Annotated in this window: 21 protein-coding genes, 1 tRNA gene and 1 riboswitch; of the genes, 7 read left to right on the top strand and 15 right to left on the bottom strand. The window is 66.6% G+C overall.

Annotated elements, in window-relative coordinates:
* Positions 1 to 42: 42 nt before the first annotated feature.
* The 10 genes from fabG to VEIS_RS03220 all read right to left on the bottom strand — a co-directional run bounded on the left by fabG (position 43) and on the right by VEIS_RS03220 (position 9,270).
* Positions 43 to 804 carry a 3-oxoacyl-ACP reductase FabG gene (gene fabG, locus VEIS_RS03265; protein WP_041949776.1) on the bottom strand — a complete coding sequence of 254 codons (762 nt, stop codon included), beginning with the start codon at positions 802 to 804 and terminating at the stop codon, positions 43 to 45.
* Between the two features lie 152 nt (positions 805 to 956).
* Positions 957 to 1,430 (bottom strand): microcompartment protein, encoded by a 474-nt coding sequence (locus VEIS_RS03260; RefSeq protein WP_232287828.1) that lies wholly within the window; start codon positions 1,428 to 1,430, stop codon positions 957 to 959.
* Between the two features lie 196 nt (positions 1,431 to 1,626).
* Complete coding sequence (locus VEIS_RS03255) at positions 1,627 to 1,926, bottom strand: BMC domain-containing protein (RefSeq protein ID WP_321161065.1); 300 nt, start codon at positions 1,924 to 1,926, stop codon at positions 1,627 to 1,629.
* A gap of 54 nt (positions 1,927 to 1,980) precedes the next feature.
* Positions 1,981 to 2,265 carry a EutN/CcmL family microcompartment protein gene (locus VEIS_RS03250; RefSeq protein ID WP_011808460.1) on the bottom strand — a complete coding sequence of 95 codons (285 nt, stop codon included), beginning with the start codon at positions 2,263 to 2,265 and terminating at the stop codon, positions 1,981 to 1,983.
* Positions 2,262 to 2,708 carry a hypothetical protein gene (locus tag VEIS_RS03245; protein ID WP_011808459.1) on the bottom strand — a complete coding sequence of 149 codons (447 nt, stop codon included), beginning with the start codon at positions 2,706 to 2,708 and terminating at the stop codon, positions 2,262 to 2,264. Before VEIS_RS03245 ends, VEIS_RS03250 begins: the two co-directional genes overlap by 4 nt.
* On the bottom strand, positions 2,708 to 3,319 hold the full coding sequence (locus tag VEIS_RS03240) for a microcompartment protein (RefSeq protein WP_011808458.1): 612 nt from the start codon (positions 3,317 to 3,319) through the stop codon (positions 2,708 to 2,710). The genes VEIS_RS03245 and VEIS_RS03240 overlap by 1 nt, the downstream gene beginning before the upstream one ends.
* Positions 3,316 to 4,917 (bottom strand): aldehyde dehydrogenase family protein, encoded by a 1,602-nt coding sequence (locus VEIS_RS03235; RefSeq protein ID WP_011808457.1) that lies wholly within the window; start codon positions 4,915 to 4,917, stop codon positions 3,316 to 3,318. Before VEIS_RS03235 ends, VEIS_RS03240 begins: the two co-directional genes overlap by 4 nt.
* Positions 4,914 to 6,200, bottom strand: coding sequence for a class-III pyridoxal-phosphate-dependent aminotransferase (locus VEIS_RS03230; protein ID WP_011808456.1), 1,287 nt, complete (start codon positions 6,198 to 6,200; stop codon positions 4,914 to 4,916). Before VEIS_RS03230 ends, VEIS_RS03235 begins: the two co-directional genes overlap by 4 nt.
* A gap of 693 nt (positions 6,201 to 6,893) precedes the next feature.
* Positions 6,894 to 6,985: transfer RNA gene (locus tag VEIS_RS03225), tRNA-Leu, on the bottom strand.
* Positions 6,986 to 7,647: 662 nt separating this feature from the next.
* Entirely contained in the window at positions 7,648 to 9,270 is a 1,623-nt protein-coding gene (locus tag VEIS_RS03220) for a peptide chain release factor 3 (protein ID WP_011808454.1), read from the bottom strand.
* 142 nt (positions 9,271 to 9,412) lie between these two features.
* Positions 9,413 to 9,498, top strand: a riboswitch (S-adenosyl-L-homocysteine riboswitch).
* Between the two features lie 68 nt (positions 9,499 to 9,566).
* Between VEIS_RS03220 and ahcY the strand changes: the two genes are divergently transcribed.
* The 3 genes from ahcY to metF all read left to right on the top strand — a co-directional run bounded on the left by ahcY (position 9,567) and on the right by metF (position 12,665).
* Positions 9,567 to 10,988, top strand: coding sequence for an adenosylhomocysteinase (ahcY, locus tag VEIS_RS03215; RefSeq protein WP_011808453.1), 1,422 nt, complete (start codon positions 9,567 to 9,569; stop codon positions 10,986 to 10,988).
* A gap of 73 nt (positions 10,989 to 11,061) precedes the next feature.
* A complete protein-coding gene (locus VEIS_RS03210) occupies positions 11,062 to 11,817 on the top strand; it encodes a TlyA family RNA methyltransferase (protein ID WP_011808452.1) in 756 nt (251 codons plus the stop codon).
* Positions 11,814 to 12,665 (top strand): methylenetetrahydrofolate reductase [NAD(P)H], encoded by an 852-nt coding sequence (gene metF, locus VEIS_RS03205; protein WP_011808451.1) that lies wholly within the window; start codon positions 11,814 to 11,816, stop codon positions 12,663 to 12,665. The genes VEIS_RS03210 and metF overlap by 4 nt, the downstream gene beginning before the upstream one ends.
* Before the next feature lie 45 nt (positions 12,666 to 12,710).
* Here metF and VEIS_RS28170 read toward each other — a convergent pair whose 3' ends face one another.
* Positions 12,711 to 12,980: a hypothetical protein gene (locus VEIS_RS28170; protein ID WP_083758557.1), complete on the bottom strand. Its 270-nt coding sequence runs from the start codon at positions 12,978 to 12,980 to the stop codon at positions 12,711 to 12,713.
* Between the two features lie 622 nt (positions 12,981 to 13,602).
* On the opposite strand from VEIS_RS28170, the gene VEIS_RS03200 reads away from it, so the two are divergent.
* On the top strand, positions 13,603 to 15,060 hold the full coding sequence (locus tag VEIS_RS03200; protein WP_011808448.1) for a bifunctional 2-methylcitrate dehydratase/aconitate hydratase: 1,458 nt from the start codon (positions 13,603 to 13,605) through the stop codon (positions 15,058 to 15,060).
* 13 nt (positions 15,061 to 15,073) lie between these two features.
* Positions 15,074 to 15,988, top strand: coding sequence for a methylisocitrate lyase (gene prpB / locus VEIS_RS03195; protein ID WP_011808447.1), 915 nt, complete (start codon positions 15,074 to 15,076; stop codon positions 15,986 to 15,988).
* Here prpB and VEIS_RS03190 read toward each other — a convergent pair.
* From VEIS_RS03190 to VEIS_RS03180, 3 genes are all read right to left on the bottom strand, one after another.
* On the bottom strand, positions 15,966 to 16,718 hold the full coding sequence (locus tag VEIS_RS03190; RefSeq protein ID WP_011808446.1) for a GntR family transcriptional regulator: 753 nt from the start codon (positions 16,716 to 16,718) through the stop codon (positions 15,966 to 15,968). The two genes, prpB and VEIS_RS03190, sit on opposite strands and share 23 nt — an antisense overlap.
* A gap of 424 nt (positions 16,719 to 17,142) precedes the next feature.
* Complete coding sequence (locus tag VEIS_RS03185) at positions 17,143 to 20,565, bottom strand: UvrD-helicase domain-containing protein (RefSeq protein WP_011808445.1); 3,423 nt, start codon at positions 20,563 to 20,565, stop codon at positions 17,143 to 17,145.
* On the bottom strand, positions 20,562 to 23,384 hold the full coding sequence (locus VEIS_RS03180) for a PD-(D/E)XK nuclease family protein (protein ID WP_011808444.1): 2,823 nt from the start codon (positions 23,382 to 23,384) through the stop codon (positions 20,562 to 20,564). Before VEIS_RS03180 ends, VEIS_RS03185 begins: the two co-directional genes overlap by 4 nt.
* A gap of 190 nt (positions 23,385 to 23,574) precedes the next feature.
* Here VEIS_RS03180 and trxA point away from each other — a divergent pair, with 190 nt between their 5' ends.
* The gene (gene trxA, locus VEIS_RS03175; RefSeq protein WP_011808443.1) at positions 23,575 to 23,910 is read left to right on the top strand and encodes a thioredoxin TrxA; all 336 of its coding nucleotides are present in this window, start codon (positions 23,575 to 23,577) and stop codon (positions 23,908 to 23,910) included.
* Positions 23,907 to 24,902 (top strand): tripartite tricarboxylate transporter substrate binding protein, encoded by a 996-nt coding sequence (locus VEIS_RS03170; RefSeq protein WP_011808442.1) that lies wholly within the window; start codon positions 23,907 to 23,909, stop codon positions 24,900 to 24,902. The genes trxA and VEIS_RS03170 overlap by 4 nt, the downstream gene beginning before the upstream one ends.
* A 9-nt stretch (positions 24,903 to 24,911) precedes the next feature.
* Here VEIS_RS03170 and VEIS_RS03165 read toward each other — a convergent pair whose 3' ends face one another.
* Positions 24,912 to 25,349 carry a universal stress protein gene (locus tag VEIS_RS03165; protein WP_011808441.1) on the bottom strand — a complete coding sequence of 146 codons (438 nt, stop codon included), beginning with the start codon at positions 25,347 to 25,349 and terminating at the stop codon, positions 24,912 to 24,914.
* Positions 25,350 to 25,455 lie beyond the last annotated feature (106 nt).

The following is a 25,455-nucleotide window of genomic DNA, read 5'->3' as shown; positions in this document are numbered from 1 at the left end:
GTATCGAGTGTTGCACCGGATTGAGTTATCGAGCAGTCGAAGTTACAATGATTCGGGCAATGTCTGTCCGCCATCCACGATGAGCGTTTGCCCCGTAATGAACCCGGCCTCCCGGGAGGCAAAAAAGAGCGCTGCATTTCCAATGTCTTCTACTGCACCCAGGCGTTTCAGCGGAATGGATGCCGCCATGCTGGATATATAATCACGGCCCATTTCCGCCAAACCTTCCGTCAGGATGTTTCCTGGCAATACGGCGTTGATCGTGATATTGTCCTGCGCCAGTTCGATGGCCGCAGTACGCATGAATCCCAATTGCGCAGCCTTGCTTGCAGCGTAATGTGCCCATCCCGGATATCCGGTGACCGGTCCGGTGATGGATGAGGTCAAAATGATTCGACCATATTCTGCCTGGCGAAGATAGGGCAATGCAGACTGCACGCATAAAAAGCAGCCTTTGGCATTGGTGTCGAGTACCAAATCCCAATCGGCTGCGCTGATATTGCCAAGGGCTGCGCTCGGAAATACACCGGCATTACAGCACAGGATATCTATTCCCCCTTGGGCTTTCGCTACTTCTTCCATCAGGGTCGAAACTGCCGCCGCGTTCGCTACATCGCCAACGAAACCACGCACGAGCATCCCCTGTGCACCGAGTCGTTGCGCTACGCTTTTCACCTTGTCAGGAGTGCGCCCGGTGATGGCCACCTTGGCTTGCTGGCGACCAAACACCTTGGCCATGCCCAACCCGATGCCACTGGTTGCCCCAGTAATCAAGACACTTTTATTTTTAATGGAAGTCAGCATCTACATCTCCATTTTTGCAGCCATGGCAAACTTGTCGAAAGCACCAACCCATCGATGACTTCACAGGTTCCAGTCCTGAACCCTGCTTGGAGCATCTTCCAACTGCGAGAATCCCGGCAGACGGGAAAAAGTGACCCAGGCGATATCAGTGTTCATTGGCGACCGGGAATGGATTCCAGCTTGGCGGTGATCGTTTCCCGTGCCAGTCGCATTTCGGCCAAGCTGCCGGACATGAATACCCGTCCCGTCGCCCCCATCATCTGCACATCGTTGATGACGGCGCGGGGAACCGCGCGCTCTGCCTCATTGGCCGCAACACAGGCAAACAAGGCGGGCGCCATTTCGTAGATCAGCAAGGCTACGCCGGGCACCAGAATCGAGGCTTCACGCGATCGATTCAGGATGATGGCGTGCTGATCCGAGAGGTTTTCAATGATGTCGTGATAGAGGATTTGCGGCTTGAGCTGATCCTCGGGCTTGGCGCCCATGCCGTCGAGGATGGCTTGCCCTGCCGCGTTGAGCTTTTCCAGGCTGTCGGCGTGAAGTTCCAATAACCCGAACTGGCGCTCGGTGTACAGAATGCCGGGCTCCATCGCCGGTGCCGACTTCAAGGCCAGGTCGGTCACCCGATGAATGGCCAGTGCCGGCGAGACTTCAATGATGAGCGAGCTTTGCCCGGCAAACGCAGGGTAGCCCCGGGCCCGTGTGGGCGAAGACAGGCAAGCCGCAAACTGGGGCTGCAGGGCCTCGATGAGCAGATAGACCCGAAGTTCGGTCATGCTCTCGTCCTGCACGGGATGGTCGATGCCCGTGGCCGCCAGATCACTTGGCGTTCAGCGCTTCGAAGTGTTTGGCCAGGTCGGGGTGCGGACGCGCAATCACATGGACGGCTGTGACTTCGCCGATCTGCCCTGCAGCTTCAGCGCCGGCTTCCGTCGCCGCCTTCACGGCGCCCACATCGCCACGCACCACCACGGACACCAGTCCGCCGCCGACTTCATTGCGTGCAATGATTTCGACATTGGCTGCCTTGACCATCGCGTCGGCGGCAGACAGTGCTGGCACATAGCCTTTGGTTTCAATCATTCCAATCGCCAGATTTGCCATTTCTTTCTCCTTCAAAGGTCATTCGAGCAACGAACGTGCCCGAAAAATGCAGCCAAAATCCACGGAGATTCATGCAAGGCTCTCCCGTGATTTGGTTTTTCCAATGCTGCTCGTGCCGACCTCATCGATAGACCCAATGATCAGGGCGTCAATGGGCACAGGGCGGTTCGGAAAATAGGCCGCCGCCACCGATCCCTGTGTGACCAAGACCGATTCGCCCTCGGCGCAACCCAACGGGTCGAAGGCAATCAGTTTGGCCCCGGATTCGGTCTCGACCTCCAGCAACGCGCCCACGGGCAAGGAGTCCAGATGCCTGGTAGACCAGAGCTTGCCGTTCACGCGTGCACGTATCATTTCTGAGTCCTTTCGATGCGTATGCCACGGCGCCGAAGTTCGTCGCTGGCCAACGGCGTCAGCCGGGTGTTCCTGGCCAGCCGGATGCGGCTTTGGTCTCTTGGAATGGCGGCGACATCGCGTTCGGTGACCAAGGCTTTTTCAAAGCGCGGCGCCTCTGCGGGGGCCGACGCCACCAGGGTGAACGAAGCGGCGGGCGCGGGCCGCTGACCCGGTGGCTGCGCCACGGTGGGCGCGAGCGTGAAGCGGTGCTGGCCGGACTGGACGCAGCGCACAAATTCCGGGTCGTTCGCGCGCCCCAACAGATCGCGTGCGAATGCCATCAAAGCCTCATCGCTGTGCACATCCACCATTTCACAGGCGGGTGTGGCGGCCGGCGCTGCACGCAGTGCGGCCAATTCTTCCACCAGAATTTCGCGGATGAGCGCGCGCAACTCTGACATCAGACGGCTCCAACTGCGCGCAGGGCCGTCTCAGCCGCGTCGCGCGCATTTCTGACGTCGGCTTGCGTGCCCGCCAGGTACAGGCGGCCACTGGCGCCGATCATGCGCAGGTCCACCACTTTGATGCAGGCGGCCTTTTCGGCCTCGTTGCAGGCCAGGATGGCAAACGCTGCGGGCTGGCATTCCAGCAGGTACACACTTTCGCCGCCCAGCACCATGGAGCCCATCTTGTTGCGGTTCATCAGATAGGCATGCTGATCATCGATGCGGGTGACGATCCTGGAGGCTTGGATGGCTGGCGCAGCCAGTTCTTCCTGGCGTTTGTCGAGGCTGCGCAGCACGGCGTCTGCGGCAGCATGGACTTCGGCGGCGGAGTAGGCGTGAAACTGCAAGGTGCCGAACTGGCGTTCCACCACGAGCACGCCCGCGCGCACATCGGCGCTCTTGAGCACCACGTCGGTCAGCGCTTCAATGTCGAGACCGGGGGCCATTTCAACGATTTGGGCGGCCATCTTGGCGCGCGGCAAGGTGCCACGCATCCAGGTCGACATGTAGGCCAGGGTCTGCGGCTGTAGCTGATCGATGAAGATGCAAGCGCGTAGATCGGTCATCTGTGGCCTCTACCCAGTTCGCGCAGCTCTTGCGCAATCAACTGGCGCAGGAAGTCGCGATCGATGCCCTGGCCTGCGGCTTCAGGCGTGGGCAACGTCCCGGCAGCCAGCGGTGGTTGAACTCGCGCCGGCGCCGCTTGGGTTGCTGCGGTGCTGCGGGTCTTGCCCGTTGCGGGCGCCGTGACGCGCAAATGGCGGTAATCGCCGAAGACTTCCGACATGTCCTTGTTGTAGGCCAGCCGGGTCCAGTGCACCAGATGCTGGGGGCCAACGTTCTCACCCACACAGGAGCGGCCGAAATAGCCCGTGCCGATCATGAAGGTTGGTGGCAGGTGGGTGGCAAACCCGGACGCGCCTTGCGCGCAAGGCGCGTTGACCACCACGCGGTACACGTTGAGCCGGGCTGCGAAGTCCAGGGCCTTTTGCGGGTCGTTGCCATGAAACGCGGCCGAGTGGCCGGCGCCCGACAGACGCAAGATCATTTGCGCCGACCGGGTCGCACGCTCGAAGCTGTCGACTGCATACAGCGCCAGCACCGGGCACAGTTTTTCCTTGGTGAGTGGCTCGTCGACGCCGATGTGCTGCACGTTGGCGACCAACACCTGGGTGGCAGGCAGCACTTTCAGACCCGCCTCGCGGGCAATCCACACGGCGCTTTTGCCAATTGCGGCGGGGTTCAGGTCGCCGTCCGGGAAGAGGTAAGCGCGCAAGCGTTCGACCTCGCGCTCCTGACACAGGTGTGCGCCGGCAGCACGCAGTTCGCGCTCGAAACGCTGGGCGTCCTTTTGCTGGACCAGCAAGACGCTCTCGCTGGTGCACAGCACCGAATTGTCGAAGCTCTTGCTGCTGACAATCATGCGTGCCGCTTTGCGCATGTCGGCACTGGTATCGATGTAGGCGGGCGCATTGCCGGGGCCGACGCCGATGGCCGGGTTTCCCGACGAATACGCCGCCCTCACCATGGGGCCGCCGCCGGTAGCCATCACCACGGCCACCTGGGGCGAGCGCATCAAGGTGTCGACCAGCGGGATGCTCGGCCTTTCTATGCACTGGATGAGCCCCGGGGGGGCGCCTGCCGCATGCGCCGCAGCGTCGAGTTTTCTGGCCGCGTCATTGCAGCATCGACTGGCTGCGGGGTGCGGGCTGATCACGATGGCGTTGCGACTGAGCAGCGCCAGCATGACCTTGTAGTACACGGTCGCAACGGGGTTGGTGGCGGGTGTCAGCGCCAACACGATGCCCGCAGGTTTGGGAATCTCGACCATCTTGCGGGCTTCGTCCACGCGGGGGTGTACCAAGTCGAGGTCGCGATAGAAGTCCAGCAACGGGTAAGCGACCGACTCGTTCTTTTTTTGTTTGTGCTCGACCACCCCGTAGCCAGTTTCCCGCACCGCCCATTCGGCGTAAAACGCCGCGTTGTCATGAGCCGCCTTGGCAACGGCCTCGGCAACCCGAAGCACCTGCTCACGGTCGAATTGGGCAAAGTCCCTGGCCGCCCATTCGGCGCGATCGAGCTGGAGCAGCCCGCAAGCGAGGTCCTGATCGGGCACCACCAGTCTGGCTTGTTCTTGCTGCATGAACTCGTGCATCTTTCTCATGCCTGAGCCTCTCGCCGCGCGTTGCGCAGCAGCTCGCGCGCACGCGGCATCGCAGCGTCGAAGCGATCGACGATTTCCTGGCACAACGGCGCCGTCAACAAGACCCCCGGCTTGAACTGCAACACCCGCTTGTCCAGCGACGAGAAGATGGCCCAGATGCCGTGCTCATACAGCGCCCGTGACACCGCCACCGCGCCCTCGGGATGATCGAATTCCAGCCCCAGAATGACGCCGCGCTGGCGCACCCCGACAAAGATATCGCTGTGCACCGCCATCGATTGCGCAAAGGCTTGCGCGAAGAACTCGGCGACGTAATGCACGTTGGAGACGAGCGCAGGCCGCTCCAGCATGTTCAGGACTTGATAGGCGACCACGCACCCCAGTTCCGACCCGCCGGCGGTGCTGATATGGGCCGCGCCATCCTGCTTCTGCCAAGCCGCGCACTGCTCGGTGGCCACGCAGGCGCTGATGGGGTAGACGCCCCCGCCCAGGCCCTTGGCCGTGACAAACATGTCAGGCTGCAATCCGTAGGACTGCCACCCCCACATGATTCCGGTGCGCATCAAACCGGTCTGGACCTCATCGGCGATGTACATCGCGCCGTACTTGCGGCACAGGTTTTGGCAGGCTTGCAGATAGCCATCCTTGGGCATCGGAAAGCCGTAGGTGGCGGGGATGGTCTCGATGATGAAAGCCGCCACATCGCGCTTGCGCAGCACCGCTTCCAGCGCGTCGAGGTCGTTGAAAGGAACCTGGCTGAACTCATCGGGCCGATCGGAAAGGAATATCTTGGAAAAGCGCTCATCGCCGGTGGCCACGGACAACCCCGAATGCCCGTGGTAGCCCTTGACGATGGACACGATCTTGCGCCGTTGTGTGGCAAATCGGGCAGACTTGATCGCGATTTCCACGGCTTCGGCGCCACCGGCGCCGAGCAAGGCGTAGTCCATCCCGGGAGCCGTGCCCACCAGTTTTTCAGCAAAAGCAGCCCGCGCGACAGAGGGAAACCAATGGTTTCCCATGTCGAAGTAGTCGAGCGCAGACTTCAGCGTGGCCACCAGTTCCGGGTTGCGGTGCCCGAAGTTGTAGGTGCCCCCGTTCAGATGCAGGTCGATCAGGCGCTTGCCTGACATGTCGTACAGAAAGTAGCCTTCACGCCGGTCGATGACCAGGTCAGTGCCAGCATCACGCCAGAGCTTGACCTTGCCCGGATTCCAGAACGCCGCAGCCTTGGCGTACAAATCCTCTTTGCTCTCAAAGCGGAAAAACCCGTAATCGAACACCCTGTTCTCCTGGTTGGGCGAACACTACCGGGTAAATGACCGTCATGCAACATGTTTTGTTGAACTTGATGAATTTTTCCCGGACCGCTCGGCTCAAGCGTTCGGCTTCGGGCATGCATCACGGGGCGCTGGGGGGCATGTCAGCCATCGCACTGCGCCGTCGTCGAGGACACTCTGGGCGGGCCCGGCCTCGAACTCGCTGCCGTTGTCTGCGAGCCCCAAATGTGGCGAGTCGGGCTTCGCACCGGAGATGTTCGGCGTGCCCATGCAACGGGGATTTCGCGCGCACCCACAGGTTCGCTGCGGCGGCGACCGCATCGACTTCGTCGTTCAAGGAAACGAAGGCCGTCGCCTGACCATTGGGTGCGCCGGTGACCGCTGTCACGGCCCCGCTGTCACGGCCCCGCTTTTGCGGCCCTGATCGATGGCACGACGACATGCTGCGCCAGCGGGTGCGTGAGCGGGCTGGCGGGACGTTCTGGCGCTGCTTTGCGGCGGACTTCGGCCAGGTGGCAACGATCAGCCGGCCACGGCCGATGGCATCGGCCCTGCCGGGTAATAGCGGGCAATGACGGGCAAGAACATCTGCACCCGGCGCATTCCATCCCCGACCGGAGCGCTTCAATCCATTGCGCTCCAACCCATTGATTCGTGTGGTTTTGCGCAATGGGCGCGCACGCCGAAACACTTGATTGGTGCCCCGAGCCGGGGTTGAACCGGCACGCCCCTTTTCAGGAAGCGGCGGATTTTAAGTCCGCAGTGTCTACCAATTCCACCATCGGGGCGCTGGCTGCACAGGCCTGGAGCAGCGCAAGGGCCTGAGCCGGGCAATGCCTTGTCCGCAATCGGGTTCATCCCCTGCATCACCGGAGAAAAAGCGTGCCTGGGCTCCCCGTTGCAAATCCGGAGCGGGGAAAGTGACAAACCAAAGAGTCAGGCACCCGATCCCCGACTGCCAGTCAGGACAAGGGTTTTTCTTTCCTTGCCTTGGCGAACAGCCGCCCGATTATGTCCCCTTTTGGGCAGCCCGCCAAAAGAGCGCAAGTGGCTCTTCGACGATCCTGCGCGGCGATTTCCTTGGGTTCTTCCGTTGACGTTGGCCAATCCGATGTTGCGTTGCACCAGAGGATTCATTGACGATGGCATTCAAGAACGAGAAGCACGGCAAATGGCACAAAGTCTGGCGGGGCAGTATCGCCAGAACGCATTTCATCAATGTCCACGAGTACGGCAATCACCGAAGCGCAAGTTCGATACCACCGCACACCATGCGGTGCTGGCGCCGTTGTGCGCCGACTTGCGCGGGGTCTGCGCCAACGTCGCGCAGATCGAGCAGCCTTTCGGGATATCCCACCCTGAGCCGTCAGGCCGTCACAAAGACCGCCACGAGGCAAGCCGCCGGCAGCGCCGTTTCCAGGGGACAGTGCCGAAAGCGCTTCGGTGGTTTTCACTTCATCAGCGCCAGGCCGGCGTGTTCGCGCAGCGGGTGGAAATGGATGGCGGCAAAGCGCTCTTGCGCCAGCCGCACGTCATACGGGCTGGTGCACAGGTAGGCCAGCGTGTCGGCCGCATCATGCGCCATGCGCTGCGGGTAGGCGTCGGTGAAGGCGCGCAGTTCGGCCGGGCTGTCGGCCGTGATCCAGCGCGCGCCGGTGTATTGGCAGGTCTCCAGGCGCATGTCGGCGTCGTATTCGGCCTTCAGCCGGTGCTGCACCACCTCGAACTGCAACTGGCCCACGGCGCCGAGCAGCATGTTGCCGCCGGCATCGGGCCTGAAGACCTGTATCGCGCCCTCTTCGCCCAACTGGGCCAGGCCCTGTTGCAACTGCTTGGTGCGCAGCGGGTTTTTCAGCACCACGGTCATGAACATCTCGGGCGCGAAGAACGGCAGGCCGGTGAATTGCAAGTTCGCGCCATCGGTGATGGTGTCGCCCAATTGCACGCCGCCATGCGTGGTAAAGCCGATGATGTCGCCGGCGTATGCCTCTTGGACGGCTTCGCGGCGCTGGCTCATGAAGGTGACCACCGAGGTCGGGCGCAGTTCTTTGGCCGTGCGTTGGACCTTCAGCTTCATGCCCGGCAGGTATTTGCCCGAGGCCACGCGCACAAAGGCGATGCGGTCGCGGTGGTTGGCGTCCATATTGGCCTGCACCTTGAACACCACCCCCGAGAAGCCTTCCTCTTCCGGTTGGATGGTCCGCACCACCGCATGCTCGCCGGCCCCCAGCGTGCTGATGCGCGCACCGGGCGGCGGTGCCATGTCCACCAGCGCGTCGAGCACTTCCAGCACCCCGAAGTTGTTCACCCCCGAGCCGAAGAACACGGGTGTGAGCTTGCCGGCCAGAAAGGCCGCCGGGTCCCATGCGGGCGATGCGCCGGCGGCCAGTTCCATGCTGTCGAGCGCAGCGTCGAAGGCGGCGCCAAAGCGCTGGCGCAACCGGTCGGCAGCGCTCAGCGCAATCGCCTCGAAGTCCTGCGGGCGGCGCTGGCTGCCAGGCTCGAACACGGTCATGGTTTGGCTGCGCAGGTCGATGATGCCGCCAAAGCCCTTGCCCTGGCCTACCGGCCAGGTCATCGGGCAGCAGGGCATGCCCAGTTCGCGCTCGACCTCGTCCAGGATGTCCAGCGGGTCGCGCACCTCGCGGTCCATCTTGTTGACGAAGCTGATGATGGGGGTGTTGCGCTGGCGACAGACTTCGATCAGGCGCCGGGTCTGCGCTTCCACGCCGTTGGCCGCGTCGATCACCATCAGGGCCGAGTCCACGGCGGTCAGCACGCGGTAGGTGTCTTCCGAAAAGTCCTTGTGGCCGGGGGTGTCGAGCAGGTTGATCACATGCTCGCGGTACAGCATCTGCATCACCGACGAGGCCACCGAGATGCCGCGCTGCTTTTCGATTTCCATCCAGTCGGATGTGGCGTGGCGGCTGGCCTTGCGCCCCTTGACGGCCCCCGCGATCTGTATTGCGCCGGAAAACAGCAACAGCTTTTCGGTCAGCGTGGTCTTGCCCGCATCGGGGTGGGAGATGATGGCAAAGGTGCGGCGGCGCCGGGTTTCTGGGGCGTAGGACACGGGAAGTGGTTCCGGAAAGGGAAGTGCGGCAGGCACGGGCCGCCACTGGCGGCATGGCTGTGCGCCTGGTGCGGCGATTTTACCGGCGCCCGATGGGCGCCGTGCCCGCAGCGGCGGGCGCTTCGGCTTTTATAATCCGCCGCTCCGAGGAGCGTTGCAGCGCCTCCCACCGGCAGGGCCGGCGGGGCGTGAGGCTCGGGCATCATCTGGCAACGACGCTCATCCACAGCGCGCGGGATGGGCTTGCTGCCTGCGTCCGCGCCCTGTGGTTTTCGAACCTGTTTGAGGAGCCTTCCATGAACGCACGCATCGACGCCCCGGTCGCTACCGACTGCATCATCGCCGACATCGGCCTGGCCGAATGGGGCCGCAAGGAAATCCGCATTGCCGAAACCGAGATGCCCGGCCTGATGGCCATCCGCGAGGAGTTCGCTGCCCGGCAGCCTTTGCGGGGCGCCCGCATCGCGGGCAGTCTGCACATGACGATACAGACCGCCGTGCTGATCGAGACGCTGCAGGCCCTGGGCGCCCAGGTGCGCTGGGCCTCGTGCAATATCTTCTCGACGCAGGACCATGCCGCCGCCGCCATTGCCGCCAGCGGCACGCCGGTGTTCGCCGTCAAGGGCGAGACCCTGGCCGAATACTGGGACTACAGCCACCGCATTTTCGACTTTGGCCCCGGCACAGGCCCCGACCTGATTCTGGACGATGGCGGCGACGCCACGCTGCTGATGCACCTGGGCCGGCGCGCGCAAGAAAATGCCGCGCTGATCGCCAACCCCGGCAGCGAAGAAGAAAGCTGCCTGTTCGCCGCCATCCGTGCCCGACTGGCCACAGACCCGCACTGGTACAGCCGCAAGGGCGCTGCGATCATCGGCGTGACCGAGGAGACCACCACCGGCGTGCACCGCCTCAAGGAGATGGCGGCCCAGGGCGCGCTGCTGTTTCGCGCAATCAACGTGAACGATTCGGTGACCAAGAGCAAGTTCGACAACCTGTATGGCTGCCGCGAGTCGCTGGTCGACGGCATCAAGCGCGCCACCGATGTGATGATCGCCGGCAAGGTGGCCGTGGTGGCCGGTTACGGCGATGTCGGCAAGGGCTCGGCCCAGGCCCTGCGGGCCTTGTCGGCGCAGGTCTGGGTCACCGAGATCGATCCCATCAACGCGCTGCAGGCCGCGATGGAGGGATACAAGGTCGTCACCATGGAATACGCCGCCGACAAGGCCGACATCTTCGTGACCTGCACCGGCAACAAGGACGTGATCCGCCACGAGCATATGCTGGCGATGAAGGACCAGGCCATCGTCTGCAACATCGGCCACTTCGACAACGAGATCCAGGTCGCCACGCTGGCGCCGTACCGCTGGGAAGAAATCAAGCCCCAGGTGGACCATGTGATCTTCCCGGACGGCAAGCGCATCATCTTGCTGGCCAAGGGCCGGCTGGTGAACCTGGGCTGCGGCACGGGCCACCCCAGCTTCGTGATGTCGGCCAGCTTTGCCAACCAGACCATCGCCCAGATCGAGCTGTTCACGCACTGCGACGACTATGACAGCGGCAAGGTCTATGTGCTGCCCAAGCATCTGGACGAGAAGGTGGCGCGCCTGCACCTGCGCAAGGTCGGCGCGCAACTGACCGAACTGACGCCCGAGCAGGCGGCCTATATCGGCGTTCCCCGGCAAGGGCCTTACAAGGCCGGCAGCTACCGTTACTGACCATCGAGCCAGCAGCAACAGGTGCAGATGGATCATGCGCCCGGGGCCTGTTCGGGAGGGGAGAGGATGACGCATGCGTGCAGATGTTTTTTTGCTCGAATCCGGCCATGCGGCGACGCGCTCGCAGGCGCAGCGGCTGATTGCTTCGGGCGTGCACTGGCGCCCGTCGCCGCTGTCGCCATGGCAGCCGGTGGCCAAGAATGGCGCGGACATCCCGCCCGGTGCGCAGTTGCACCTGCTCGGCGCGGCCGAGGCCAGGTACCTCTCGCGCGCGGGCCTCAAGCTCGAAGCGGCGCTCGGCGCGCTCGGCCTGTGCGTGGCGGCGCGGCGCTGTCTGGATGTCGGCCAGAGCACCGGTGGGTTTACCGACTGCCTGTTGCAACGCGGCGCCGCCCAGGTGGTCGGCGTCGATGTGGGCCATGGCCAATTGCACCCGCAGTTGCGCGCCGACGCGCGCGTGGTCTGCGTCGAGGGCCTGAATGCGCGCACGCTCACGGCGCAGTCGCTGCCCGGGCCTGCCGGCTTCGATCTGATCACTGCCGACCTGTCGTTCATCTCGCTCACGCTGGTGCTGCCGGCGCTGGTGCCGTTGCTGGCGGCCGATGGCGATTTGCTGCTGCTGGTCAAGCCGCAGTTCGAGTTGCAGCCCGGGCAGTTGGGCAAAGGCGGCATCGTGCGCAATGCCGCGCTGTATGCCGTGGTGGAACGGCGCATCCGTGACTGCTGCGCCCATCTGGCCCTGGCGGTGCTGGCCTGGTGCGCCAGCCCGATCCGGGGCGGCGATGGCAACCGTGAATTTTTTGTCCATGCAAGGAGGGCCACCAGATGATTGCTGCCAGCGCGCAGGGCACCGGTTTCCCGGTGAGTTTCGAGTTTTTTCCGCCCAAGACGCCCGAAGGCGCCGGCAAACTGCGCGCAGCGCGCCAGCAGTTGTACGCGCTGCATCCGGATTTTTGTTCCGTGACCTACGGCGCCGGCGGCTCCACGCAGCAGGGCAGCTTCGACACCGTGCGCGACATCCTGGCCGAAGGCATGGCGGCGGCCGCGCATTTTTCCTGCATGGGCGCGACCGGCCCGTCCGTGCGCGAGCAACTGGCCACGCTCAAGGCCATGGGTGTCAAGCGGCTGGTGGCCTTGCGCGGCGACCTGCCCAGCGGGTATGGCGCAGGCGGCCAGTTCCAGTACGCCAGTGAGTTGGTGGCCTTCATCCGCGCAGAAACCGGGCGTGACTTTCATATCGAGGTGGCGGCCTACCCCGAAACGCACCCCCAGGCCAGGTCGCCCGAGGCCGATCTGAATGCCTATCTGCGCAAGGTACAGGCTGGCGCAGACTCGGCCATCACCCAATACTTCTACAACAGCGACGCGTATTTCCGCTTTGTCGAAGAGACCCGGCGGCTCGGGGCCGACCTGCCCGTGGTGCCCGGCATCATGCCGATTTCCAGTTCGACGCAGTTGCTGCGCTTTTCCGACGCCTGCGGCGCCGAGATCCCGCGCTGGATTCGCCTGCGCCTGCAAGCCTTCGGCGACGACAGCGCCAGCATCAAAGCCTTTGGCCTGGATGTGGTGACCGACCTGTGCGACCGGCTGCGCAGTGCGGGCGTGCCGGCGCTGCATTTCTACACGCTGAACCAAAGCACCGCGACGCTGGAGATCTGCCGTCGGCTGGGGATTTGATGGCCGGGTGGCGCCGGCGCGCCGGCTTGTGGCTGCCGTGCGACCTCAGCCGTGCAGCGGCCGAGGCCCTGGGCATGGCCGGCCTGGGGAAGATGGGCGCAAACGCACTGCTGCCCCCCGGGGCGCACCGGGTGCCGCCTCTGGAATCCGGGCTAGTGTCGCGTCACGGATCAGATGTCGTAGGCTGCGCGCAGCCATCGGAGCGCAGCGCAAGACGCATCGCGCAGCCAATACCGAGCGTATTGGCAAGCGATGCAACGCCGCGATGCGCTTCGATGGCCAGCGCAGACCGACAGATGATCGGTGACGCGACACTAGGCTGACTGACCCGCCCGGGCCAACCTGTCACCGCCGGGCGCAACCGGTGTATCACCGCGAAGATTCGCGGGTCAGGGATGCTGCGCTCAACGTCACGGGGGCAACCTTGCTGCACGCCAGGGCGGGCGACCAGGCGCGCATGGCGCAGTCGTCCCCGTTCGGCGCCATGGTATCGGCGCGGAGAGCATGACGACCTTCGACGCGCCAGCGTCGCACAGGTGGTCGGTGGTGCTCCGCCGTAAAGAACGGTGCGCTTTCCGTCGATGGGGCTGTGGGGATGGGCTGGCTGCTCGGGGCGACCAGCCGACCTTCGCTTGCGCCCGCATCAGCCTGCATCAGCCCGCTTCAGCCCCATGGACTTCCATCTTCAAATCCCATCTTCCAGCCTTGGTGCCTGTCGCGGGCCTGGCCCATGGGGGCGTGTCGCTTCGCTTTCCGACAAACCGGGCAAGCTGTCGATTCCCGGCATAGCAGGCTCGGTCGGTTGACCGCTGTCGGCAAGCTGTCGACAATTCATGCAGATCAAGGCCAAAAATCCCCATTTTCTGCTTGCCTCAGGCCATGAACAGGTTTTTTTGTCGACAATGAAGCATCCGACCCACTTGGAGATGATCCGTCCATGGCTCCCCTCAGCAATAACGACCGCCCTGCTCCGGACGCGGTACTGGTTGACATCGCCAACTATGTGCTCGATTACCGGGTCGATAGCGCGCTGGCCTATGAGACGGCGCGCCACTGCCTGATCGACACGCTCGGCTGCGGGCTGGCGGCGCTGGAATATCCGGCCTGCACCCGACTGCTCGGCCCGATCGTGCCCGGCACCATCGTCCCCCACGGCGCGCGCGTGCCGGGAACGCCCTATCAGCTCGATCCGGTGCAGGCGGCTTTTGACATTGGCACGATGATCCGTTGGCTCGATTTCAACGATTGCTGGCTGGCGGCCGAATGGGGGCATCCATCGGACAATCTCGGCGCCATCCTGGCGGTGGCCGACTGGCGCTCGCGCACGGCCGTCGCAGCGGGCCGCGCGCCGATGACGATGCGCCAGGTCCTGACGGCGATGATCAAGGCCCATGAGATCCAAGGCTGTCTGGCGCTGGAAAATGCGTTCAACCGGGTCGGCATCGACCATGTGATTTTGGTCAAACTGGCCTCGACGGCCGTGGTCGGCGCGCTGCTGGGCTTGGCGCGCGACGAGATCATCAACGCGCTGTCGCTGGTCTTCGTCGATGGCCAGGCGCTGCGGACCTACCGGCATGCGCCCAACACCGGCTCGCGCAAAAGCTGGGCGGCCGGGGATGCCTGCAGCCGCGCAGTCAGGCTGGCGCTGATCGCACAAAGCGGCGAGATGGGCTACCCATCGGCGCTGACGGCCAGGCACTGGGGCTTTTATGACGCATCGTTTCGCGGCCAGCCGTTCCGATTTCAGCGCCCCTATGGCAGCTATGTGATGGAGCATGTGCTGTTCAAGATTTCCTGGCCGGCGGAATTTCACGCCCAAACCGCTGTCGAGGCCGCGCTGGCGCTGCACCAGCGTCTGCGCGCCATGGGCCGCAGCAGCGACGATATCGCCTCGGTCCGGGTTCGCACCCATGAGGCTTGCATCCGCATCATCGACAAGCACGGGCCGCTGCATAACCCGGCCGACCGCGACCATGCGCTGCAATACATGGTGGCGGTGCCGCTGATCTTCGGGCGCCTGACGGCCGACGACTATGAGGACGCAGTGGCCGCCGACCCGCGCATCGATGCGCTGCGGGCCAAGATCGAATGCGTCGAGGAGCCAGCCTTCACGCGCGACTACCATGACCCGGACCAACGCGCCATCACCAACGCGCTGACGATCACACTGACCGACGGCAGCCGCTTGCCCGAATCGCTGGTGGCCTATCCGATCGGCCACCAGCGCCGGCGCGCCGAGGGCCTGCCGCTGCTCGAAGCCAAGTTCCGCGCCCATCTGGCGCTGCGCCTGGCAGCCGAGCGCCAGCAGCAAATCCTGCAAGTCTCGCTCGACCAGGAACGGCTGGAGGCAATGGCGGTGCATGACTATGTCGATCTCTATGCCAGCCCGGTGTGAGGACAGCCCGAGCATGCCCTACCTGCTGGCCTCTGACTGCCCGGCGCAACCGGCCGGCGAACGCCTGCGGGCGCTGCTCGAACGCGGCGGCATCCTGCGGCTGCCCGGTGCGCATAACGGCATGGCGGCGCTACAGGCCAGGGCCGCCGGTTTCGATGCGCTGTACCTGTCCGGCGCGGCGATGTCGGCCTCGATGGGCTTGCCCGATCTTGGCATCCTCACCGTCGAGGAAGTCGCCTTCTTCATCCGGCAACTGGCCAGGGCCAGCGGCCTGCCGGTGCTGGTCGATGGCGACACCGGGTATGGCGAGGCGCTCAACGTGATGCACATGGTCCGCGCCTTCGAGGATGCAGGCGCCGCTGCGGTTCATATCGAGGACCAACTGCTGCCAAAAAAATGCGGCCATCTGAACGACAAGAAACTCGCCAACGCCGATGACATGGCGGCCAAGATCGTGGCAGCCGTCAAGGCGCGCCGGCATCTGTATATCGTCGCCCGCACCGACGCTGCGGCCAGCGAAGGGCTGGCCGGCGCGGTAGCGCGCGCGCAACGCTATCTGGAGGCTGGCGCCGACGCGATCTTCCCGGAAGCGCTGAGCTCGGCGGCGATGTTCCGGGAGTTCGCGCAGCGGCTGCCGGGGGTGCCGCTGCTGGCGAACATGACTGAATTTGGCCGCACGCCGTTTCTCACTGCGGACGAATTCGAGGCGCTGGGCTACCGCATGGTGATCTGGCCAGTCTCGTCGCTGCGTGTTGCCAACAAGGCGCAAGCGCTGCTGTACGCGGCGCTGGCGCGCGACGGCAGCACGCACGGCATGCTCGCGCAGATGCAGACCCGGGCAGAGCTGTACGCGACGATCGGCTTGCCGGACTATGAGGCGCTCGACGCCTCCATCGTTGCCAGCATCACGCCGGGTCTGGCGGTGTGATGAGCGCAACACCCCCGTCATGGCGCGGCGGCCGATGGGTTGGACGGCCGGCTGCGGCCGCTGCCAGCGCCTGTTCCAGCGCGCTGCGCGCCGCGCGGATATGCCGGCGCATCAGCACCTCGGCCAGTTCGCCATCGCGCTGGCTGATCGCCTCGGCGATGCGCACATGCTCCTGCCAGGCGTCCCGCCCCCGACCGGCGACCGTGGCATGCAGGCGCCGGCACAGGCGCAGGCGCGGGTAGAACTGATCGCACAGTAGTTCGGCCAGGATGGCATTGCCGCTGCCGCTGGCGATGCGCCAGTGGAAATCGGCCTCGGCCTGGTCCTGCAAATAAGCGCCGTGCGGGTCGCGTTCGATCTCGTCGCGATGGCTGGCCACCAGCGCCACCAGCGCGGCCCGCTCGGCAGCGCCCATGGCCCCGGCGGCAAGACGGGCGGCCATGCCTTCGGTGGCCTCACGCACATCGAGCAAGGCCAGAAATTGCGCCGCGCTCGGCTCGGTCACCCGCACCCCCTGGTGGACGACGTAGGTCACCAGGGCGCGCTCCTGCAAGCGGCGGATCGCCTCCCGCACCGGCGCCCGGCTGGCGCCAAAGCGGCGCGCAATGACCGGCTCGCTCAATTTCTCGCCGGGCGCGATCCGGCCCGAAACGATGTCTTGCAGCAGCGCGTCGTAGAGCCTGGCGGTGACGCTGGTCGCCACCGGCGAGCCGGTTTCATCGGTCTGCATCGGGGGCTTTCGAAAACAGGGCGAATTCCGGATTCCACTTCCGTGAACCAGCGCGCAGTGTAGCGGGGCGGTCTTTGCCCGCTTGCCCGATCTTCGACCGTTGGCGTGAAACACCCCCTGGTCGCCTGTGGCTCCTGCCTTCCCAAGGGGTGAGGCAAGGGGCGGGGCCAGCCCGGCCAAGCCGGTTCCTCCGCGCCCCTGGCTTGGGGACTGCTCCCGTTTCATGGGGCGGTGACGCGCAGCGGCATGCAGGCCAGGGGCCGCAGAGACTCGCAGCGCAGCCGGCAATGTCAGCCGGGAATGTCAACCGGGAAAGGGGGGGCCTGCGGGTCCTTTCCCCGCACCCAACGCCACGGGGCCGACACGAAGCGCGCGCGCCGGCCCTTGCGGTCGCGCCATCGTGCTTGATGCCGCCGGCCCGGCATCAGCCGCCATCGGGCAGCAGCACCATGCGCCCATCGCCGCTCAGGAAGGCCGCATGCACGCGCTCGCCCGGGGTTTGGCGCTGCACTGCTGCGCGGTATCGCTGCAACTGTGCCAGCAGCGCCGGTTGGCGCTCGGGCGCGGCGGCGCTTTTGTAGTCGAGCACCCACCAGCCCGCGCGCTCAGCGGGGTGGCGGCAGTGCACCAGGCGATCGAGCCGCAGGCTTTGCCCTTGGTCGCGCAGCAGCGCTTCGTTGCTGGCATGGTCTACCACCGTGGCATCCCAGGCCCAGGCGCCTGCGCCTGTCAGGATGCGCTGCGCGGTCTGCGCCGCCAGCCAGGCCGCGTCCATGCTGATGTCGAAATCCTGCGCCAGCCGCGCCAGCCGCGCGGCGGGCCAGCCCTGCGCGCGCAGTTCGGCCAGCGGCGCGCCGGCGACGCCGGCCTGCTCCAGCAGTTGGTGCATGGCCTCGCCCAGGCGTGTTGCCGGGGTGCCGGGGTCGGTGCCATGGTTCTCGGGCGCATGGCCTTGGGGGGCCGGGCGCAGGGGGGTGGACAGGTGGTCGGGCAAATGCGCGGGCAGGGGGGTGGACAGGTAGGCCGATGGCGGGGGTAGCTCGGCCAGGGTGAAATGTTCGTGCGTGTCCCCGGCGGCCGGAGGGGTCGGAGAGGACGGAGAAGATGGAGAGGTCGAAGCTGCCGATGCGGTGGTGGGTTCGCCCGGCGCCGGCATTTGTACCGGGGCTGCCAGCGGCTCCAGGCGCTGCCACCAACTGCCCGGTGCGTCATGGGCGGGCTGCACCGACGATAGTGCCAGGCTGTGCCGGGCGCGCGTCATCGCCACGTAGAGCAGGTTCAGTTCTTCGCGCTGGCGCGCCTGCTGTTCGGCGGCCAGCGCGGCCTCGGCACTGGGTGGCGGATGGGTTTCGCTGGCCAGAAAGATAAAGCTCGCGGGCACGACCCGTTCGCCGGGCCAGTCGAGCAGCACGCCCATGGTTTCGGCTTTGGGCGGGCGGGTGTCGGTGTCGAGCAGCAGCACGCAATGCGCCTCCAGCCCTTTGGCGCCATGCACGGTGAGCAGCCGGATGGCTTGCGCATCGACCCGGCCCGGCGCGCGCAGGCCGCCCTTTTTCAGCGCCCGGACAAAGGCGTAGGGCGTCAGGTAGCGGCCGCCGTCATATTGCAGCGCGGCCGATAGCAGGGCGCGCAACTGGGCCTGCACTGCCTGGCGCTGCGCTGCGGGCGCGGCAGCGGCAAAGCGGGCCAGCACGTCGGCATGTTGGTAGATGGCGTGCAGCGCATCGTGCGGCGGCCAGGCGTCCACCCAGGCTTTGTATTGGGCCAACACAGGGCCTGGCGCAAGCAAATCACCGGTCAGAAGCTCTCTTTTTTGGAGCAGTTCGTACCAACTGCTGGCGGCATGCCCGGGTTCGCGGCGCAGCCGGGCCAATGCTGCCAGGGCCTCGTCGCCGAGGCCGAACAGCGGCGACTTGAGCGCCCGGGCCAGTGACAGGTCATGGCCGGTGGAGACCAGGGCGTCGAGCAGGGCCACCAGGTCTTGCACCTCGGGGGCGTCGAACAGGTCGGCCTTTTCCGGCTGCACGCAGGGCAGGTGCAGCGCGCGCAGCGCGTCTTGCATCGCGCTGAGCCGGTCGCGCTTGCGCGCCAGCACCAGCACCTGCCCGGGCGGCGTGCCGGCGGCGATCTGCGCGGCCACCCAGGCGGCGGCCTGCGCGCATTCGCGCATGCGCCGGGTTTCTTCGGGCTCGTGGCGCGGTTCGGTCAGGCTGTCGCGCCAGGCCAGCGGGTCGGCATCGGCGCCATCTCGTGCCGGTGCCGGCAGTATCGCCGGCAGGCGCAGCACCGCGCCCGGGTCTTGCGATTCGGTGCTGTGCGCGCGAAAGCCGCTGATCTCCTGCTGCGCCTGGGCCTGGCCCATGACCTGGTTGACTGCGGCTGTCACGCCCGTGGCGTTGCGGCGGGTGTGGTCGCAACTGAGCAGGTCGCCGCCCAGGCCGTTGCGCACGAAGGTCTGCGCGGCCATGAAGACCTGCGGCTCGGCGCGCCGGAAGCGGTAGATGCTTTGCTTGGGGTCGCCGACGATGAACACGCTGGGCGCCGCGCCGCCGCCGCCCGCGCCCGCGTAGCCGGACAGCCAGGCATGCAGCGCCTGCCATTGCAGCGGGTTGGTGTCCTGGAATTCGTCGACCAGTAGGTGGCGGATGCGCGCATCCAGGCGCTGCTGCACCCAGCCGCTGAGCACCGGGTCGGCCAGCATGCGCTGCGCGCTGCGCTCGACATCGTTCATGTCCACCCAGCCATGCTGGTTTTTGACGGCGGCGAATTGCGCCGACAGGCAGCGCGTCAGCCTGGCCATGCTCTGCTGGTGCTGCCAGGCGGCGTGCTGGCGGCGGGCGTCGAGCAGGCGCCGCAGCTCGGGCGCGGCCTCTTGGGCGGCGGCGAATTTCTCCAGATTTTTTGCCAGCCGGTCTGCCGTGGCCACGAACAGCGCCTGGCGCAGCCTGTCGAGGCACAGGTTGGCGTCGGTGCTGGCGAATGCCTCGATGATCGCCTGGGCCGCCTTTTGCGGGGTCTTGTTGCTCTCGGCCCCCAGGGCTTTTGCGCGGGCCAGCCAGCGCTGCCGGCAGGCGTCGGCTTGCAGCGCGCAGGCAGGGTCGGGCACATCGGCCAGTTCGGGATATGGCACGGCAAAGGGCGGCACCGAGGCCTGGACCACGCCGGCCGCGTCGGCCAGGTCGAACTCCACGCGCCGGTTCAGCGCCGCAGCCAGCGCCTTGTGGGTTTGCGAGCGGCCATGCCGGGCCACCACGGCTGTGTAGTCCGCGCGCAGGCCGGCGTCGCCGGCAACGGTGTGCAGGAACGGGCTCCAGACTGCGCGCACGGCCTCGGCGTCGTCTTCCAGCAATTGGAATTGCGTGGGCAGGCCCTGGGCTTGCAGGAGCGCCAGCGGCGCCATGCCCAGCAGCGCGGCAAACCAACTGTGGAAGGTGCGGATCTGCACCGGGCGGCCGCTGTCGAGCAGTTGGCGGTACAGGTTTTGCAGCGCTGCGCGCTGCTCCAGCGCGCGCTCCGGGCGCATGCCGCGCGCCACCAGTTCGGCGCTCAGGCGCTCGGGCGGGGCCTGGGCGAATTCTTCCAGCCATTCCTGCAGGCGCTGGCGCATTTCACCGGCGGCTTTTTTGGTGAAGGTGATGGCCAAAATCTCGTGCGGCGCGCAGCCGTCGAGCAGCGCGCGCAGCATGCGCGAGACCAGCATCCAGGTCTTGCCCGCGCCGGCGCAGGCTTGCACCGCCACGCTGCGCGCCGGGTCGCAGGCGATGGCGTAGAAGGTCTCGCGCGTGACGCTTTGGCCGTTGTGTTCGTAAGCCGCGCTCGGGGCGGGCATGGTCGCAGGCGCGGTCATGGCCAGAAGTCCTTGCGGCACAGGCCGCGTGCAGCGCAGTACTCGCAGACCTGGCCCTCGCCCAGCGCGGGCAGCGCAGCGCCGGCGGCAATGCGCCCAAGGTCATGCCGGATGCCGGCCAGCAGCCGATCGCGCAGCGGCAGCAGCGCCTGTGGCTCATGCAGTTGCGTCTGGCCGCGCTCGCCGACGTTGACGTAAGCGGCGCGCACGCTGTCTTGGCCGAGCAGCGCGGCGTAGAAGGCCAGTTGGGTGTCTTCGGTGCCGGCGCTGATGCGCTGGCGCGTGACGCTGTCGTTTTCGGTCTTGTAGTCGATGACCAGTGTCGCGCCGCCGGTCATCTGTCGGTCTGCGCTGGCCATCGGAGCGCAGCGCGGCGTTGCATCGTTTGCCAATACGTCCGGTATTGGCTGCGCGCAGCCTACGATATCTGACCGATGGTGCGACACTAGTGTCGCGTCACCGATCATCTGTCGGTCTGCGCTGGCCATCGGAGCGCATCGCGGCGTTGCATCGCTTGCCAATACGCTCGGTATTGGCTGCGCGATGCGCCTTGCGCTGCGCTCCGATGGCTGCGTGCAGCCTACGACATCTGATCCGTGACGCGACACCAGGGTGCCGGGGCCGTCCGTGGATGAGAGCGTATCGATGCGGTCGATGGTGCCCACCAACTGCACCATGTCCAACGTGCCCGATGGATCGAATGGGTCCGGGTCCAATGGCTGGCTGGTGTGCCACTCGGCCTGCCGGAAACGGGCCCCGGCCTGTTCGTGCTGCGCCAGCCAGCGCAGATAGCCGTCGCGCAACGGGGGCCAGCCGGCGGTGAACGGCAGAAAGTCGCCCTCGTCCCGGCCCTGCTGGCGGGTGACGGCCTGCGCGGCGCTGTCCATGCGCGCGCTGCGGGTGGCGTCGTCGGGCGCGGGATCGTCCCGCAGGGCTTCATGAAAATGCTGCAACACCGCATGCAGCCAGTTGCCAAAGTCGCGCTTGTCGATGTCGGCGGCCAACTCGTCGGCCTCTTGCAGGCCCAACTGGCGCAGCGCAAAAAAGCGGTAGGGGCAGTGCCGCAGGTCGGCGTAAGCGGTGGCCGACAGCCGTTGCAGCGGCAATGCCTGCCCCTGGGGCGAAGGCCGGGCGGTCGGCGCTGCGGCCACGCGGCGCTGGCAGCGGGGGTCGGCGCCCTGATGGGCCAGGCCGTCGAGCTGCAACGCGAGCACCAGCGCGCTGGCCAGCAGCGGCTCGCCGCCTTCGTCGCCGGTGCGCCAGAGCAGGTCCACCGCCGGCGTTTGCAGCGCGTTGTGCCAGGCGGCGCGCTGGGCCGATTCCAGCGTTTGGCGGCTGGGCAGACCCCAGGCTTGGCGCTGCGCCGGGGTCCACTGGCCGGCCGGGTCGGGCGCAGGCGGCAGGCGTTTTTCATCGCAGCCGGGCAGCACCAGCGCGGCAAAGGGCCGCGCCAGCAATTGGGGCAGGGGCAGAACCACGACCGGGGCGGCGTCCATCCCGGGGGGTTTGTAGCGCGCGGCTTCCAGCACCTCGCTGGCCCAGCGGCTGAACTCGGCCAGGGCCATGCGCCGGCCCGCGCCGTGCCAGCCATCGAGCTCGGCCTGCCGGTCCGTCTGTAGCCGCAGCGCGGCCAGCACGGCGCTGCCCGCCGAGTCCTGTTCGAGCCGGGGCCACTGGCCTGCGGCCAGCAGCAACGCGCGCAATGCCTGCAGCCACTGCGCCAGCGGCCGGGGCGCATGCAGGCCGGCGCGCCAGCCCTGCACCAAGGCCACGCCGGCGGTCAATGCGGGGCCTGCGGGGCTGGCGCTCCAGTCGCGCGCGGCAGCGTCTGGCCAGTGGGCCACGCCGGCTTTGCGCAATGCCCGCTCCAGCGCATCCAGCACGGCGGGGTCGATGGCCGGGGCCTGTTTCAGCCAGTCGAGCACAGCGTCGGCCGATGCGTTCCAGGCGCAGGCCTCGAGCGCGGCCATCAACTGCGCGGCGGCCCGGGTGGTGGACAGCGTCCAGCCGTTCTCATCGCGCACGGCGACGGCGCTGCTGCTCAGGTGCGCGGCGATGCGGCGTGTCAGGGCGCGGTCGTTGGCCGCCAGCGCCACCGGGGCGCGGCCGGCCGCCAGGTGGCGCAGCACACAGGCGGCAGCGCGCTGGGCTTCGTCCTCGGCATCCCGGGTCGGGTGCAGCGCGATGTGGCCGGGCATCTGACCGGCCATGCTGCCGGCAGGGGCAGGGGCATCGGGCCAGGCCAGCGTCAGCGCCGCTGCGCCCCAATCGGCCTGCAGGGCCTGCGCCAGCGGCTCGACCTGAAAGCCCTGCAGCAGCACCAGCGCGTCGACCGACTGGCGCAGACCGGGCTCGAACAGCACATCGGTGGCATGGCGCGAGGCCAGCACCCATTCCAGCGCGATGCGCGCCACCACGGCCTCAAAGCGCAGCGCAGAGCCTTCGTCGACCGGTGCCAGTGCGCTGCGCGCCTGCTCGCCCCAGGCCGCGCGCAGCGCCGGGGCCATGGCTGCGACCACGGCCGCCAACGCGCTGGCCGCCTCTTGCAGCGGCGCCGCCAGCATGTCGCGCTGGGCTGCCAGACCGGCGCGATCGAGCAGCGCGCGCGCAGTGAGGGTGTCGCGCGCGACATCGCCGGCCAGTTCGTCGCCCTGCGGCTCAAAAACGCACAGCCGGCGCGCCCAACTGCGCGTGGTCTCGAAGCGGGGGGCAAAGCCGTCGGCCTGGTACCGCTCCCAGTACTGCTGCGCCCAAGGCATGAGTTGGGCATAGGGCAGCAGCACCACGGTGCGCGCAGGGTGCGCGCCCTGCTGGCGCATATGCCCTTGCACCTGCGCCAGAACCTGCTGCCACCGGGCGGCGCATGGGTCGGTGTGCGGGGCGCTGTGCGCCATCGCGCCGATGGCCGCGCCAGGCCCGGCCACACCGCAAGAGAGACTGGTTTCTGTCACAATGCCCGGACTGTAAACGGACACCGGCTACCACCGGCCGAGCAACAAGGACTTCGCCATGACCAGCGCACTCATCAAACATGTCTCCGACGCCAGCTTCGAGGCCGATGTGCTGCAAGCCGACACCCCGGTGCTGGTGGATTACTGGGCCCCATGGTGCGGCCCCTGCAAAATGATCGCCCCGCTGCTGGACGATGCCGCAGACCGCTACCAAGGCCGGCTGCAAATCGTCAAGATGGATGTGGACGACAACCGCCAGACCCCGGCCAAGTTCGGTATCCGCGGCGTTCCCACGCTGATGCTGTTCAAGGACGGCCAGCCGGCAGCCACCCAGGTGGGCGCCCTCGGCCGGGCCCAACTCACCGAATTCCTCGACCAGCAACTGGCCGCATGATGCGCCCGCTGCGCTCCTGCGCCGCAGCGCTGGCCTGCGCGCTGGCCCTGGCCGCCACGGCCCGGGCCCAGGCCCCTGCGGCGGCGGCGGCGGGCTATCCCGACCGGCCGATCCGCCTGATCGTGCCCTTTCCGCCCGGCGGCGGCACCGACATCCTCGCGCGGCTGCTGGCCACCGGGCTTGCCGGGCAGGCCCATTGGACCGTGGTGGCCGACAACAAGGCCGGCGCGGGCGGCACCATAGGCATTGGCGAGGCCGTGAAAGCGGCACCCACCGGCTACGATCTGGTGCTCGGTCAAAAGGACAATCTGGTGATCGGCCCCTGGCTCTACAAAAACCTGTCCTGGAACCCCACCCAGGATCTGGTCGCCGTGGCCCATGTGGCCTACACGCCGGTGCTCATTGCCACCAGCGCCAACTCCAGGTTCAAAACCCTGGCCGATGTGCTGGCCGCCGCCCGGGCAGCGCCCGGCACCATTACCTACGGCTCGCCCGGCAATGGCACCTCGATCCATCTGGCGGGCGACCTGTTCGAGAAGGCTGCGGGCATCGAGCTCAGCCACATTCCCTACAAAGGCTCCAACCCCGCGCTGATGGACACGCTGGCCGGCAATGTGCACCTGCTGCTGTCGTCCGTGCCCTCGGCCATGGGCCAGATCAAGGCCGGCAAGCTGCGCCCGCTGGCCGTGACCTCGGCGCGGCGCAGCACCTCGCTGCCCGAAGTGCCCACCGTGGCCGAATCAGGCTTCAAGGACTTTGACGTGAGCACCTGGTACGGCCTGTTCGCCCCCGCCGGCACGCCCGCCCAGGTGATCGGCATCCTCAACACCGAAGTCAACAAGTTGCTGGCCACGGCCGACATCAGGGCCGCCATCCAGGCCCAGGGCGCAGAGCCGGAGGCCATGTCGGCGGCGCAGCTTGGCGCCCTGCTCAGAACCGACTACGCCCGATGGAAGGGCATCGTGCAAGCCTCGGGCGCAAAAATCGACTGATCGATCTGATCAGTCACGCACCACCAGCACCGGAACATGCACCGCGCCCAGCACGCGCTGCGTGACGCTGCCCAGCACCAGCCTTTGCAGCCCACGGCGACCATGCGAGCCCATCACGATCAGATCGGCGCCGGCGCTCTGCTGTGCCCGCAAAATGCCATCGTGCACCGGCTGGCCTTCGCCGACCACGGTGCTCACCGGCACGCCGGCTTCGGTCATGGCGTTTCTGGCGGCATCCAGCGCGGCGTTGGCTTGAGCGGCGGCAGCATGGGCGTATTGCGCCTGGCCGTAGACGAAATCGGCGCCCACGCCGGTAAAGGGATAGGGGTCGATCACGGACACCGCCGTCACGGCGCTGCCAAAGGTCTTGGCCAAGGCCGCAGCCTTGGACACCGCCAGCATCGAGGTCTTGGAGCCATCCACAGGGACCAGAATATGCTTGAACATGGTGCTTACTCCTTCGGGGGTTCGATGGTGGAGCGGGCTTGGCCCGGCGCGGCCCCGGCCGGGCGCCCGTGTGAACGCCACAACCATACCCCGCATCTTGCCGTGC

Origin of the sequence: Verminephrobacter eiseniae EF01-2 (assembly GCF_000015565.1) — a bacterium.
Taxonomy (GTDB): Bacteria; Pseudomonadota; Gammaproteobacteria; order Burkholderiales; family Burkholderiaceae_C; genus Acidovorax; species Acidovorax eiseniae.
Note: the sequence above shows the minus strand (reverse complement) of the source record. Positions and strands in the feature narration are given on the sequence as shown.